The 13,644-nt window shown below is 31.7% G+C and carries 13 protein-coding genes, 2 tRNA genes and 1 pseudogene; 8 read left to right on the forward strand and 8 right to left on the reverse strand.

Annotated elements, in window-relative coordinates; genetic code table 11:
• Positions 1-2: 2 nt before the first annotated feature.
• From EAG11_RS21175 to gpmI, 3 genes are all read right to left on the reverse strand, one after another.
• Complete coding sequence (locus EAG11_RS21175) at positions 3-1,661, reverse strand: peptidase domain-containing ABC transporter (RefSeq protein WP_129540928.1); 1,659 nt, start codon at positions 1,659-1,661, stop codon at positions 3-5.
• Positions 1,662-1,673: 12 nt separating this feature from the next.
• Positions 1,674-2,345, reverse strand: coding sequence for a TetR/AcrR family transcriptional regulator (locus EAG11_RS21180; RefSeq protein ID WP_129540929.1), 672 nt, complete (start codon positions 2,343-2,345; stop codon positions 1,674-1,676).
• 126 nt (positions 2,346-2,471) lie between these two features.
• Positions 2,472-3,989: a 2,3-bisphosphoglycerate-independent phosphoglycerate mutase gene (gene gpmI / locus EAG11_RS21185; RefSeq protein WP_129540930.1), complete on the reverse strand. Its 1,518-nt coding sequence runs from the start codon at positions 3,987-3,989 to the stop codon at positions 2,472-2,474.
• Positions 3,990-4,556: 567 nt separating this feature from the next.
• Between gpmI and EAG11_RS21190 the strand changes: the two genes are divergently transcribed.
• On the forward strand, positions 4,557-5,279 hold the full coding sequence (locus EAG11_RS21190; RefSeq protein WP_129540931.1) for a murein L,D-transpeptidase catalytic domain family protein: 723 nt from the start codon (positions 4,557-4,559) through the stop codon (positions 5,277-5,279).
• On the opposite strand, the gene EAG11_RS22520 is transcribed toward EAG11_RS21190, so the two are convergent.
• The 4 genes and pseudogenes from EAG11_RS22520 to EAG11_RS21200 all read right to left on the reverse strand — a co-directional run bounded on the left by EAG11_RS22520 (position 5,268) and on the right by EAG11_RS21200 (position 7,286).
• Complete coding sequence (locus EAG11_RS22520; RefSeq protein ID WP_242499222.1) at positions 5,268-6,275, reverse strand: murein L,D-transpeptidase; 1,008 nt, start codon at positions 6,273-6,275, stop codon at positions 5,268-5,270. The genes EAG11_RS21190 and EAG11_RS22520 overlap by 12 nt on opposite strands.
• A 60-nt stretch (positions 6,276-6,335) precedes the next feature.
• Positions 6,336-6,548: pseudogene (locus EAG11_RS22525) on the reverse strand (peptidoglycan-binding protein); the annotation flags it as partial.
• A complete protein-coding gene (locus tag EAG11_RS22530; protein WP_242499223.1) occupies positions 6,545-6,847 on the reverse strand; it encodes a hypothetical protein in 303 nt (100 codons plus the stop codon). The gene EAG11_RS22530 and the pseudogene EAG11_RS22525, both read right to left, overlap by 4 nt.
• Positions 6,840-7,286, reverse strand: coding sequence for a GNAT family N-acetyltransferase (locus EAG11_RS21200; protein ID WP_129540932.1), 447 nt, complete (start codon positions 7,284-7,286; stop codon positions 6,840-6,842). The genes EAG11_RS22530 and EAG11_RS21200 overlap by 8 nt, the downstream gene beginning before the upstream one ends.
• 135 nt (positions 7,287-7,421) lie before the next feature.
• Between EAG11_RS21200 and EAG11_RS21205 the strand changes: the two genes are divergently transcribed.
• A tRNA-Gly gene (locus EAG11_RS21205) sits at positions 7,422-7,494 on the forward strand.
• A 104-nt stretch (positions 7,495-7,598) separates the two neighbouring features.
• Positions 7,599-7,671, forward strand: a tRNA-Gly gene (locus EAG11_RS21210).
• Positions 7,672-7,706: 35 nt separating this feature from the next.
• On the opposite strand, the gene pepE is transcribed toward EAG11_RS21210, so the two are convergent.
• Entirely contained in the window at positions 7,707-8,414 is a 708-nt protein-coding gene (gene pepE, locus EAG11_RS21215) for a dipeptidase PepE (RefSeq protein ID WP_129540933.1), read from the reverse strand.
• A gap of 155 nt (positions 8,415-8,569) precedes the next feature.
• Here pepE and EAG11_RS21220 point away from each other — a divergent pair, with 155 nt between their 5' ends.
• The 5 genes from EAG11_RS21220 to EAG11_RS21240 all read left to right on the forward strand — a co-directional run bounded on the left by EAG11_RS21220 (position 8,570) and on the right by EAG11_RS21240 (position 13,592).
• Positions 8,570-9,322 carry a hypothetical protein gene (locus EAG11_RS21220; protein WP_129540934.1) on the forward strand — a complete coding sequence of 251 codons (753 nt, stop codon included), beginning with the start codon at positions 8,570-8,572 and terminating at the stop codon, positions 9,320-9,322.
• On the forward strand, positions 9,309-10,037 hold the full coding sequence (locus tag EAG11_RS21225; RefSeq protein ID WP_129540935.1) for a carboxypeptidase-like regulatory domain-containing protein: 729 nt from the start codon (positions 9,309-9,311) through the stop codon (positions 10,035-10,037). The genes EAG11_RS21220 and EAG11_RS21225 overlap by 14 nt, the downstream gene beginning before the upstream one ends.
• The gene (locus EAG11_RS21230; RefSeq protein ID WP_129540936.1) at positions 10,027-10,779 is read left to right on the forward strand and encodes a hypothetical protein; all 753 of its coding nucleotides are present in this window, start codon (positions 10,027-10,029) and stop codon (positions 10,777-10,779) included. Before EAG11_RS21225 ends, EAG11_RS21230 begins: the two co-directional genes overlap by 11 nt.
• Entirely contained in the window at positions 10,780-11,289 is a 510-nt protein-coding gene (locus EAG11_RS21235) for a DUF6702 family protein (protein ID WP_129540937.1), read from the forward strand. It abuts the gene before it with no gap.
• 62 nt (positions 11,290-11,351) lie between these two features.
• Positions 11,352-13,592, forward strand: a complete 2,241-nt coding sequence (locus EAG11_RS21240) for a M1 family metallopeptidase (protein WP_129540938.1) — start codon at positions 11,352-11,354, stop codon at positions 13,590-13,592.
• Positions 13,593-13,644: the final 52 nt, after the last annotated feature.

Below are 13,644 nucleotides of genomic sequence, written 5' to 3' on the forward strand. Positions count from 1 at the left end.
TCTTATTTTTTTTGATCAAGTATGATATGTCCTCTTTGCATCGTTATTTTTCGAGTAGATTTTGTTTCCCAATATGGATTTTTAGAAGAAACAATAATGGTCCATTTGTTTTTGTCTGAAGTTATAAAGTCAATAATTTCATTAGCAACATTATCATCCATAGTGTCAGTTGGATCTTCATAAAAAAGAATTTTTGGCCTATGAATAATACTTCTCGCCAATAGTAATTTTTGAGCATTTGATGAAGATAGTTGTTGCCCTTCGGGGAAAATATGTGTGTCTAAACCTTTTGGTAATTGTTTGATAAATGAGCCAAGTTGAACACCTTCGATTGCCCATTTTAAATCTTCAGAGCTTACACTAGGGTCATTAAAGGTTAGGTTTTCTAGAATAGTTCCTTCAAATGGAGTTTCATTGTAATTTATGTAGTTAATTTGTGAGCGGTATTGTTTTATATTTATTTTTTTATAGGTGTCATCATTGATGTAAAGAGAACCTGAGTTCTGTTTTAGAACTCTTGATAATAATCGAATCAGTGTTGTTTTTCCAGAGCCGTTCGTACCATCAATCACTACTTTTTCTCCTTGTTCAATTTTAAGATTAATATTTTCTAAAATAAAATTTTCTGAATCTGGAAATTTAAAATTCAAATTTTCAGTCTCTAACGTTATGTTATTGTAGTAATTATCGTCTTTAGAGTCTGTGTATTCTTCTAATTCTAAGTCATTTATTTGTCCTATTTTCTCAACAGAACTTAAAACGTCATAGAAGGTTTGAAGTCCCAAGATAATTTTCTCAACAGAGTTTATCACTAGTAAGATTATGATTTCTGCGGCTACAAACTGGCCAATGTTCATTTCTTGACCTAGTACTAGAAATCCCCCAATAGATAATAGACCAGCGGTTATTATTATTTTAAAGATAATTAATTGAGTAAATTGTTTTTTAATGACGCTAAAATGCTTCTCGCGATAAGTAACATATTCGGTTACTAAAGTATCGTTTTTTTGAAGCGCAAAATCATGAGTGAGTTCATTGATAAAACTAAAACTGTTGCGTGCTATTTCTTGTAACCAGCTTACAACGCTGTATTTAGCTTTTGATTCTTTTAGGCTGGTTTCTATTCCAGGGCTATAAGAGAATTTGAAAATAAAGAATAAAAGCAAAAGAAGGAGAACCCCGAAAATAATAAAATAAGGATGATATAAGGATAATAAAATAATCCCAAAGATGATTTGAAGTAAGGCAGCTGAGAAGTCAATTAATAATTTAGAAGTTCCTTTTTGAATAGTTAGCGTATCAAAAAAACGATTTGTTAACTCTGGCAAATAATGTCCATATATCTGATTTGATGTGATTTTAGGTAAGCGTGCTGCAAACTCAAAGGAGAATCGGACAAATATTTTTTGTTGTAAATTTTCAGTAATACGCAGCTGCATCAAAGATAAAATACCTACTAACGCTACACCAATCACTACCAGTATGATAAGTACAATCCATGAAACACTTACTCTACCTGATTGTATAAAGTTTATTATCGCCTGAATGCCCAATGGGAGTGATAAACTGACTAATCCTGCAAAAATAGCATAAAAGAAAATTTGATAAATGTCTTTTTTATCTAGTTCGAGTAGATTGTAAAATCGTTTTATTGGAGTCATATTTTTTTCTTTTTAGCGCAAAACGTTTTCTGCAAGGTTTAAATAAAATTGAGTGGTTGTAACAGTTTCATTGCAATCTGTGATAGTCTTTAAATGATCTGTTAGAAAATGTTGGTGTAAACTACCTTCTACAATAGAAGATACTAAAGATTTTGCAAAAGGATATTCTGGATTTACTTCTTTTACTATAGCAACAATTCGGTTAATAACTCTTTTGTATATTAAAAAAAAACCCTCTTTGTTTTCTTGATCTACTTCTTTAGTATGAAGAGTTTTGGTGAATTCAGCAATAATGATTTTATTCAATACCGCTTCATTGATATGATCTGTATTTGTGTCGTCTGTTACTTTTTCGGTAACAATTGTTATAGCTTTATTAAGTTTTTCTTTTTTGTCCGTAATGTTAGTAGTGCTAAAAACAAGTTTGTATTCCATCCAACTCCAGTACCAAGAAGACAGATAGACTAATAATTTGTGTTTGTTTTCGAAATAACGATAAATAGAACTTTCGTTTGAACCTATTTTATCACCTAATTTTTTAAATGTAAAATTATCAAAACCAATAGCGTCAATGAGAAGTATACTATGTTCAATGATTTTTTTTCCTAATACAGATGTTTCAGGATCTTTTACGTAGATCTTTTCATTGACTTGGATTTTTAAATTTGATAGTATAATTTCCATATAAGTTATTTTAAATGCAAATATAATAGTATTACTTTTAACTTTGATGATTTAACTTTTATTTGTGTAAAAAAAAAGCTGCTCTTATGGTTAAGAGCAGCTTTTAGTTTTTTGTTTCAAATTACTTTATAGTAATGAATGACAAGTCATTGCAGCAGGTTGTGGTATTCCCATTAATTCAAGTATAGTAGGAGCGATGTCTCCTAAAACACCATCATGAATTGTTTTTAATTCTTTGTCAACCAAAATAATTGGTACAGGATTAGTTGTGTGTGCTGTATTAGGGCTTCCGTCAGGATTAATCATAGTTTCACAATTTCCGTGATCAGCAATTACAATAGTGGTGTAATCATTTGCTAGAGCAGCTTCGATAACTTCTTTTACACAAGCATCTACAGCTTCACAGGCTAATATAGCGGCACTCATAATTCCTGTATGACCTACCATGTCTCCATTGGCAAAATTTAAACATACAAAATCTACTTCACCTTTATTTAATTCAGGGACAAGTGCATCTTTTAATTCAAAGGCGCTCATTTCTGGTTTTAAATCATAAGTAGCTACTTTTGGAGAATTTCTTAAGATTCTAGTTTCTCCTTCAAAAGGGACTTCTCTTCCTCCTGAGAAGAAAAAGGTTACGTGAGGATATTTCTCAGTTTCGGCAATACGAATCTGTTTTTTATTTGCTTTTTCTAAAACTTCACCTAAGGTTTCTGTGATATTGTCTTTATTGTAAACAACTTTTACGTTTTTATACGTTTCGTCATAATTGGTAAGCGTAACGTAGTATAAGTTTAGTTTGTGCATGTTTTGCTCATGAAAATCTTCTTGCGAAAGGGCTTCAGTAAGCTCACGACCTCTATCAGTTCTAAAATTGAAGAAAATAACAACATCATCTTCTTCAATAGTTGCCAAAGGTTTGTCGTTTGCGTCAACCATAGTGATTGGAGCAATAAACTCATCAGTAACATCATTTTTATAACTTTCATTAATAGAAGCTACAGCATCTTTAGAATGTGTGCCTAACCCGTTTACAATCAAATCGTAAGCAAGTTTTACACGTTCCCAACGTTTGTCACGATCCATTGCGTAATAACGACCTATAACTGATGCTATTTTAACTGGAGTATTTGCAATGTGGTTCTCTAAGTCTTGAATATAAGTTGCTCCAGATTTTGGATCTACATCACGACCATCTGTAAAAGCGTGAATAAATACTTTGTCTAAGCCATATTCTTGAGTAGCATCTATTAATCCTCTTAGGTGGGAAGTGTGTGAGTGGACACCACCATCTGAAACCAAACCTAAAAAGTGAACTTTTTTGTTGTTTTCTTTTGCGTAAGTAAAGGCATCTACAAGTACTTGCTCTTTTGCTAAAGTATTGTTAGCTACTGCAAGGTTAATTTTTGCTAAATCTTGGTAAACGATTCTTCCTGCACCAAGGTTCATATGACCAACTTCACTATTTCCCATTTGACCTTCAGGTAAACCTACATTTAAACCATCGGTACGAAGTTGTGCGCTTGGGTAGTTTTTGTAAAGACTATTTATAAAAGGAACATTTGCATTGTCTATTGCAGATACTTTAGGGTCAGGAGATTTTCCCCAACCATCTAAAATCATAAGGATTACTTTTTTGTTCATCAGAATTTATTTTGTACAAAGATAAGCCATTTATAAAATGTTTAAGAGCGACTCAGTTACAATTATGCTTTATAAAGGGAACCGTATCAAAAAATAATAATTTAATTATAGAAGCTTATTTTTTTTAAAATATATGCAGATTAGATTTATTTTTGATTGCGTCCTAGTTGATGAAATAGGAAATGTTTGTTAAAAAAATGGGCGTTTAAGTATAGTAAGGGTAAGTGAGCTGTTTTTCTATATCGGAAAGATCTTTTTTTAGTAATGCATTATAAACGTTTCAGGTTGTAATAAAAATTCATAGAATAAATTATTGAATTTAAAATCAAGTAGTTAGTTTGGTGTTTGTGGGTTGGTAATTAGTTTTTAAACCGTAAGGTTTTGTTTGTATTTTGTTGTTTATCAGTACTTTTAATTGTGATTTTGTTAAGAGAATGCAATAATAATTAGGTTAGATTCGTTAAAAATTGATTAAAAAGCACTTTGTTTTCTTTTCAAAATTTTGAAAAATGTAATTTTTTTATACATTTGCGAACCCAGAAATAATTTATAACCTAAACATATTCAATGATTTATAAGATTTATCCCGCACTGCTTTTCTTGTTTTTGTCATTTACCACGGATACAAAAACAACAACGGAAGTTAAAAAAGTTGAAAAGAAAAACATTGCCAGTACAGTAATTACAAACTTAGATTTAAGAGTTAAGGCCGTTTATAGTACGCTTAACGCAAATAACTTTGAGTTACCAGATGTTAAAAGTTTTACAGAAGCCTTAAAAGGTTTTTATTTATTAAAAGATAAAGGAGTTATACAAAAAGATCTGTTGACTCTAATTGATTTTAGTTTGTCTTCTAATATAAAGCGTCTTTGGGTTATTGATCTTTCTACTAATACAATTTTGTTTCAATCTTTAGTTGCTCACGGAAAAAATACTGGGGATGAATTTGCATCTAATTTCTCAAATACAAATTCTTCTTTTAAAAGTAGTCTTGGATTTTATGCAACTGCAGAGGTGTATAAAGGAAAGCATGGAATTTCATTGCGCTTAGATGGTTTAGAAAAAGGAGTTAATGATAATGCTCGTGAAAGAGCAGTTGTAATTCATGGAGCCAATTATGTTTCTGAATCATTTATAAGAGGCAATAAGAGGTTGGGACGTAGTCTAGGTTGTCCTGCTATTCCAGTAGAATTAACAAATGCGATCATTGAAACAATTAAAGATAAATCATGTTTGTATATCTATCATCCGTCAAGAACTTTTACGATGGAAGAAAGGCTAATTTCTTAATTTAGCATATAAATCAGCATCTAGATTGTAAATGTCGTCTCTAAATTCTAAAGAGTTATCATTGCTCCAAGCAGTCCAGTACCATTGGTAGATAGCATATTTTTTAGCAATTCTTGCGTTGGTAGTCTTTTTGGTTACAATAATAGAATCTATTTTCTCTTTAGACCATTTGTTAGAGTCTAATATATGTTGTGCTAATTCCAGAGGACTTTCAACACGAATACAGCCAGAACTTAAAGAGCGGTTGCTTCTACCAAATAAGCCACGATGATTCGTATCATGTAAATAAACACTATGGTTGTTTGGGAATAAAATCTTCATTAATCCTAAAGAATTATGATTTCCTGGACTTTGTACATAGCGATACCTGCCAGGGGAATTTTCGTTCCAATCACTTGGATCTACAATTGAATTGTCTTTGTCGTAAATTGTGATGTTTTTATTCTTTAAATAATTTCGATTTCGTTTCATTGCAGGAACAATATCTTCTTTTAGGATAGTTGGAGGAACGGTCCATGTAGGGTTTAAAACTACAGTTGTAAGTGTTGAGGTAAGTATTGGTGTTTTTCGACTAATAGTCCCAACAACAATTTTTCGAACTATAGTAGTGTCTTTATTCTCAACAACATTTAAGCTGTAATCAGGAATGTTTATTATAAAATAGTTTTCTGCCAATGTATCTGCGTACCATCTCCAACGCTCAATGTTAGCGATAATTTGATTTTTTCTTTTGGTTTTGGAAAAATTTAAAGCATTAACTGTTCCTTTACCTATAACACCATCGGCAGCTAAGCCATGACGCATTTGGAATTTTTTAATAGCTTCAAATGTTTTACCATCGTATATAGAGGTTAAGCTATCTCTTCCGGTTAAGTCTTTCCAGTATAGAAGTCGTTTTTTTATCGTAATCATTGCGTTATTTGTATCGTGTAAGACTACTTTGTCTTTAACATCGATTGCCTTGATATTGTCATCTGGAAATTTACTTAGTAACACAAGTGCTTTTAAGAGTCTTTTATAGGTATATGTTTTTGGTTGACATTGTTCAATTGTAAGCGCTAAATCATTATCGTTAAAAGCTTTTATAAGAATTGTATTTATATCAAATGGTTTTTCGTTTAAATCCCAATCGTTATATAATTTCTTTGGATTTAGTTTTCCTTTATATAAATGTGTTAAGTATTTCTGGAAATTATAGGTAAGTAAAACATCATAAAGCGCTAAATCGGTATCGCTTAGTTTGCTTATTTTGTTTTCAAAGCTCTTTATTTTTTTATATTATAATCATTTGGTTCTAAGCCAAGCACTTCTGATTTTTTTAATTCATCAATTATAAAAGTTCTCTTTTCTAGATTTCCCCAAACAGTTTCATTGTTTGAGGCGATATAAAATTTTTGAAGGTTTTCACTTTTAAAAGAATTAATCAACGAAGTGTCTAGCTGAATTTTTCGTTCATCAGTTTGGATGATTGCGGGAAGAGGTTCTGTTTTCTTTATAGGAGTTACTTTTTCTTCCTTTTTGCAACTTATAACAATAGATAATAATATAAAAAGGTAAAGTTTATTCATTTTTAAGTTTTTTAAACATTAGTAGATGTTCTCCAACATCTTTTATTTCAAAAATAGCCCCAGTTTTCTGGTAGCCCATTTTTTCATAAAAACCGACAGCTTCGGTTCTGGCGTTAAACCATATTAACTCGCAATTATTGTTAATACAGTATTCTTCACAGTGATTTACTAGAGCTTCTCCTAATCCTTTTTTTCTGAAATCGTCTAAAATGGCCATTCCTCGAATTTGAGATTGGGAATTTTCTGCAAATGTAATGTTAGAATTTTTGAATAGCGAAATAATTCCTACTAAACTTTTGTCTTCAAATAAGCCAAAGTGATGTGTTGTTGCTAAATCATCACTATCAAATCGACAACTTTCTATTGGTTTACCTTTTCTTAGAACAGGATTGCGTACTAAATAAGTTTCTTGGGCGGGTATTTCTTGTATGTTTGTCATAGTTTTTATAAAAAAGTAAAATTATAACTTTTTAGTTTTAAATATCTTATAGAATTAGTTTAAAATTTTATGAAATTTTAATAAAAAAAACTTGTTTTTAACTGAAGTTATTATCTATATTTGCACCACAGTAATGCGAAAGTAGCTCAGTTGGTAGAGCTCCAGCCTTCCAAGCTGGTTGTCGCGAGTTCGAGCCTCGTCTTTCGCTCTAAGAAACCGAAATTGCAAATGTTTCGGTTTCTTTTAAAAGAAAAAAAAATGATTTTTATTTTTTAAAATGATTTAATTTTTTTAAATTTGCACCCAGTTAATGCGAAAGTAGCTCAGTTGGTAGAGCTCCAGCCTTCCAAGCTGGTTGTCGCGAGTTCGAGCCTCGTCTTTCGCTCTTTAAAAAGCCGAAACTTAATAGTTTCGGCTTTTTTATTGCACATAACTCAAATCTGTTTGAGGTTCTAATTCTTCAGGCTCTTGGTTTTGTCTAAAAAGACGAGCAGATAAATTCCCTTTCAAAATAATTTGATCTCCTTTTACATCTAACCAGCTTCCTTCACGCAATCCTAAAACAGGAAGAGTATTAAAAGCGTGGAATTCTTTTATTCTTGTTTCGCGAGTTTCGCCCATATGTTTAGATTGAGAATCTGGATCTAAATAATGAGGATTTAAATTAAACGGAATTAATCCTAAAGTTTGAAAACTTGGCGGGTAAATGATAGGCATGTCATTTGTAGTTTGCATTGACAAACCGCAAATATTACTTCCAGCGCTTGTTCCTAAATAAGGTGTTCCGTTTTTAACCGCTTCGGCAAGGGTGGTCATGATGTTGTTTTTGTACAGTTGAGTTACTAGTAAAAAAGTATTTCCACCACCAGTAAAAATCCCTTGGGCATTGTTAATTGCGGCTGTTGCATCTTCAAATTCATGAATTCCTTTTACGTTAATGTTTATCTTTTTGAATGCTTCAGAAACAGTTTTAGTATATTGCTCGTGCGAGATTCCTCCAGGTCTTGCAAAAGGGATAAAAAGAATAGATTCGCAGTTTTTAAAATGCACTTCTAATTCGGGTAATAAATAGTCTAAATAACTGCCTCCGTGTAGCGTAGAGGTGCTGGCAATGATAATGCTTTTCATAAGTGTTTATGTTGTTTTTAATAAAGTTAAAGGTATTAAATTGTAGATTTTAAAGCTGTAAAATAAAGCTTTAATTAACATATTTTTACCAAGTCATTAGTATTAAATTTAGAAGACATTAAGATACTTTTACAACTTATCCTTATAATGATTTGATGAACAAAGCGGTATGTGTTTTTTTTATTTTACTAGCCAATAATCTTTTGGCGCAGGTAGAGATGTCTACTGTTTTGAAAGGAAAAGTAGATGCTAATATAATGGATTTAGAGGGGATTTATGTTGTGAATTTTAGGACAGAAGCCTCCGTACTTACAAATTCAGATGGATCATTTTCAATACCGGCCGAAATAGGAGATACACTTATTTTTTCATCAGTACAGCTTAAGGAACGACGAATTGTTTTAGTGGGAGAGGATTTTGCTTCAACAAATTTTGTGGTTAGGGTAGAGGTAGGGATGAATCAACTGCGAGAAGTTATTATAAAAAAATACGATAATATAAATGCAGTTGCCTTAGGGATAATTCCAGCAGGGCAACGTTCGTATTCTCCTGCAGAGCGAAAACTAAAAGGAGCGACAGATTTAGATGCGTCAGTAGGCTTGGGGGCATCGGTGGCTTTAGATCCCTTACTGAATATGTTTTCAGGAAGGTCAAAAATGCTTGAAAAAGAATTAGCAGTAGAGAAAAAAGAAATTTTCATGCAACTTTTAGAAAAAATGTTTACTATAGATCATTTTGTTCGAACACTAAGCATACCTTTGGATTACGTAAAAGGGTTTGAGTATTTTGCTGTAGAAAATGAAAGCTTTACGAAGATTTTGAATACCAAAAACAAAACCACAACGGAGTTTTTATTAGGAGAACTTGCAGTTAAATATAAAGAAATCATAGCTTGTGAAAATAATTAATATTTTACTTTTATTTATTTTATCTTTATTCTTCCAGGTAAGTTTCGGGCAGACTATTGTCACAAAAGAAATTTTAGGAAAAGTTACTGCCGATTCAAGTTCGGTTGAAGCTATAACAATTGTAAATAATACAACTCAGGAAACAACAATTTCAGATAATAAAGGACAATTTTCTATACATATAAAGGAAGGAGATGTATTGGTTTTTTCAGCAGTAAATTTAGAGCCACTTCGAAAACGAATTACACCCAATGATTTAAAATTAGATTTGTTGTTGATTAAAATGACAGCTAAAAACATAGAGCTAAAAGAGGTTGTTATAAATGAGTTTTCGAATATAAATGCAGAAAATTTAGGGATTATACCTTATGGGCAAAAAAAATATACACCCGCCGAACGAAAATTATACACGGCTAAGTCTTCTATGACAGAATCTCTTTTGAATAAAATATCTGGTAGGACTGCTATGTTAAAAAAAGAAGCAGTTGTTGAGAAAAAAGAGATTTTGTATTCGAAAATTGAATATCTTTTCGAAGAAAATTATTACACTCAAAGATTAAAAATTCCACTTGAACATATAAAAGGATTCCAACTTTATTGCATAGATGATCCAGAGTTTGTAAATTCGTTGAACGCTAAGAATAAAACAGTTTGTATGTTTTTGATTACAGGGCTGGCACAGAAATATTTAACAATTATATCGAATGAAAAATAGAATAGGAATACTCGTTTTAGGTTTATTATGTCAGCTTTGTTTCGCACAATCTATGGTAAGAAAGCCATTACATGGACGAGTAATAAATGATATTATCGCCATAGAAAATGGTTATGTAGTCAATATTAATGCAAATGTGAGAACATTTATTAATGCAAATGGATTGTTTGATATAATGGCACAACCAAAAGATACTTTGTTGTTTTCAGGTTTGGCTTTTCAGTCTAAGAAAATTGTTTTAACAGAGAAAGATTGTTCTCAAGTGTTATTCATGGTTAAATTAGATTTGGTAAATAATCAGTTAAAAGAGGTTGTTATTCCAAAAGATCTAAAAGTAAAAGTACTGCAATTAGGTTCGCAACAATATGTTGATATGCAATTTGAGGATGATAAACAATCTACAGCTAAAAATTCTGCAATGTATTCTGATCAGACTATAAAATATGGAACTGATTTTGTTCGAATATTCAAAGATGTTTCTAAATTGTTGAAGAAGAAGAAAGATAATGTTCAAGAAGATCATGTTAGTGATATCGCTTTTTCTGAATATGTAAAACTTCATTTTAGTCCAAAGTTTTTTGCAAAAGATTTAGATCTTAAGGAAGATGAGGTTGAATTATTTTTGTTGTATTGCTCTAATGATGCTCATTCTAAAGAGTATTTAAAACCACAAGATCAATTTCAGTTGATGGACTTTTTGGTTAATAAGAGTAAAGAATTTAAAAAGTTAAATGACAAATAGATGAAGAAAAGAATAGTTTTTCCTGTTCTTTTTATATTGTTTGTCTTGAGTACTGCTTTTTCTTTTCATAAATTTTATGTTGGAGTTTATCAAGTAAATTATGCTCCCGAAAAAAAAATGTTACAAATTACCTCCCGTATTTTTATAGATGATCTAAATAATGGAGTTGAGAAAAAATACAAAATGAAAACCAATATTGGCACAGGAAAAGAAACTGAAGCTGACGTTGCTCTTTTGAAAAAATACTTAGCAGAGAATTTTATTGTAAAAGTAAACGGTCAGTCAAAGCCAATTGTTTTTTTGTCAAAAGAAGTAGAGGCAAATGATGTTTTGGTTTGTTACTCCAGAATAAGCGATGTGAGTAAAATTAAAACACTAGAGATTTCAAATACAATTTTGGTAGATTGGAATTCTGATCAGCAAAATATTACACATGTTTCAGTGTTTGGAATCAAGAAAAGTGTACTTTTTACTGCATCTTCAAGGAAAGAATTGTTAAAATATGATTAAATCGGTATAAATATTCTTTTAATTGCTATTTTCACAGCTTGACAAAACTCCAAAAACCAGTTATGAGAAGAATTTCATTTTTATTGTTTTTTCCTGCCATCCTTTTTGCACAGGAAAAAAGTACCACAAATGTAAGACAACAAGGAAAGTATGATACCAATAAATTTAGTCAGATGTACGATTTATTGGCTACTCCTAATATGTTTCGTACAGCATCAGGGGCACCAGGTCCAGCGTATTATCAGCAACAAGCCGATTATAAGATAGATGTTGAGTTGGATGATAAAAATTCAAAATTAACCGGTTCAGAAACAATTATTTATTCTAATAATTCGCCAGATAATCTAGAGTATTTATGGGTGCAATTAGATCAGAATCAAGCGAAAAAAAACACACAAACTACATTAGCCGAGAGCGAAAAAATTAGCCAGGTATTGCCAGTATCTGGTTTCTCTAATAAATATTTGAAAGAAGGATTAGAGCGAGGTTTCAATATCGATTATGTAAAAGACGCTAAGGGAAATCCAATGTCATACACAGTTAATGAAACTATGATGAGGATTAATTTAGTTACGCCTTTAAAAGCGGGTGAAAAAATTTCATTCTCGATTAAGTGGTGGTACAATATCAATAATTACAGACAAGACGGCGGACGTTCTGGATATGAATTGTTCGAAAAAGATGGAAATAAATTATATGTAATTGCACAATTCTACCCAAGAATGGCAGTTTATAATGATGTAGAAGGTTGGCAGAATATGCAGTTTTGGGGAGGCGGAGAGTTTGCTTTGCCTTTTGGTAACTTCGATGTAAATATTACTGTTCCTGCAGATCACGTGATGGAAGCTACAGGAGAATTAATGAATAGAAGCGAAGTTTTTACTCCAGAGCAGGTAAAAAGATATGAGCTAGCTCAAAAATCATACGATAAACCAGTTATCATTGTTACGCAAGCAGAAGCAGAAGTGGCAGAAAAAGGATTCTCTGAAAAGAAAAAAACATGGAAATTTAGTGCTAAAAATGTACGCGATTTCGGAATTGCAACATCAAGGAAATTCATCTACGATGCAATGGCTGTAAAACTTGGAGCTAAAACTGTTATGGCAGCTTCAGTGTATCCAAAAGAAGCAAATCCGCTTTGGGAAGAAACATCAACAAGAGTAGTGGCACATACATTAAAAAGTTACTCTTCACATACATTCGATTATCCTTATCCAAAAGCAGTTTCGGTTTCGGCAGAGGATCAAGGAATGGAATATCCTATGATTTGTTGGAATTATGGACGTCCTGATGAAAATGGGGTTACGAGCAAAGAGATGAAAAACGGAATGATTGGAGTAGTGATTCACGAAGTTGGGCACAACTTTTTTCCAATGATTGTAAATTCCGATGAGCGTCAGTGGAGTTGGATGGATGAAGGTTTGAACTCTTTTTTAGAATACTTGGCAGAGCAAGAATTAGATCCTAATTTCCCTTCAAGAAGAGGTCCAGCAAAAAATATTGTACCTTATATGAGTGGAGATCAAAAGTTTTTAGAGCCAATTATGTCAAACTCTGAAACTATTCACCAATTTGGAAATAACGCATATGGAAAACCAGCAACTGGTCTTAATATTTTAAGAGAAGTAGTTATGGGAAGAGAATTGTTTGATTATGCATTTAAGACATACGCAAACAGATGGAAGTTTAAACACCCTACACCAGAAGATTTCTTTAGAACAATGGAAGATGCTTCGGCAGTCGATTTAGATTGGTTTTTTAGAGGATGGTTTTATTCAACAGATTTTGTGGATATCGGAATTAAAGATGTAAAGCAATATTATGTAAGTGAAACGGCGACTCCTGAGTTAAAAAATGCTAAGATTAAAAAAGGACGTTTTGGTTTTGAAAAAGGACCTTTTGTATATTTAATTGAAGGTGAAAATAAAGAAATAAAGAAATCTGATAAAAAGGCGTTGAAAATTGATGAAGTAAAATTATTATCAGATTACGTAGCAGACACATTTACGGCAGAAGAAAAAGCAAATTTAAAAGCTCCAAAATATTTCTATGAAGTTGAGTTTAATAAGCCAGGCGGGATGATTATGCCTATTCTTGTTGAAATTACATACGAAGATGAAACAAAAGAGGAGTTTAAATATCCAGCACAAATTTGGAGAAAAAATAACGATACTGCCAAAAAAGTATATGCAACAGAAAAAGCTATAAAAAGCATTCAGATTGATCCAAAATTACTTACTGCAGATATAGATGTAACTAATAATGCATGGCCAAAAGTAGAGGTAAAATCAAAATTTGATTAAATAAAAAAGGAAAAGAGACTCGTATTAGACTGCACCCAAAAGTTTAGACAAA

It is taken from the genome of Flavobacterium sp. 140616W15, from assembly GCF_003668995.1.
GTDB lineage: Bacteria > Bacteroidota > Bacteroidia > Flavobacteriales > Flavobacteriaceae > Flavobacterium.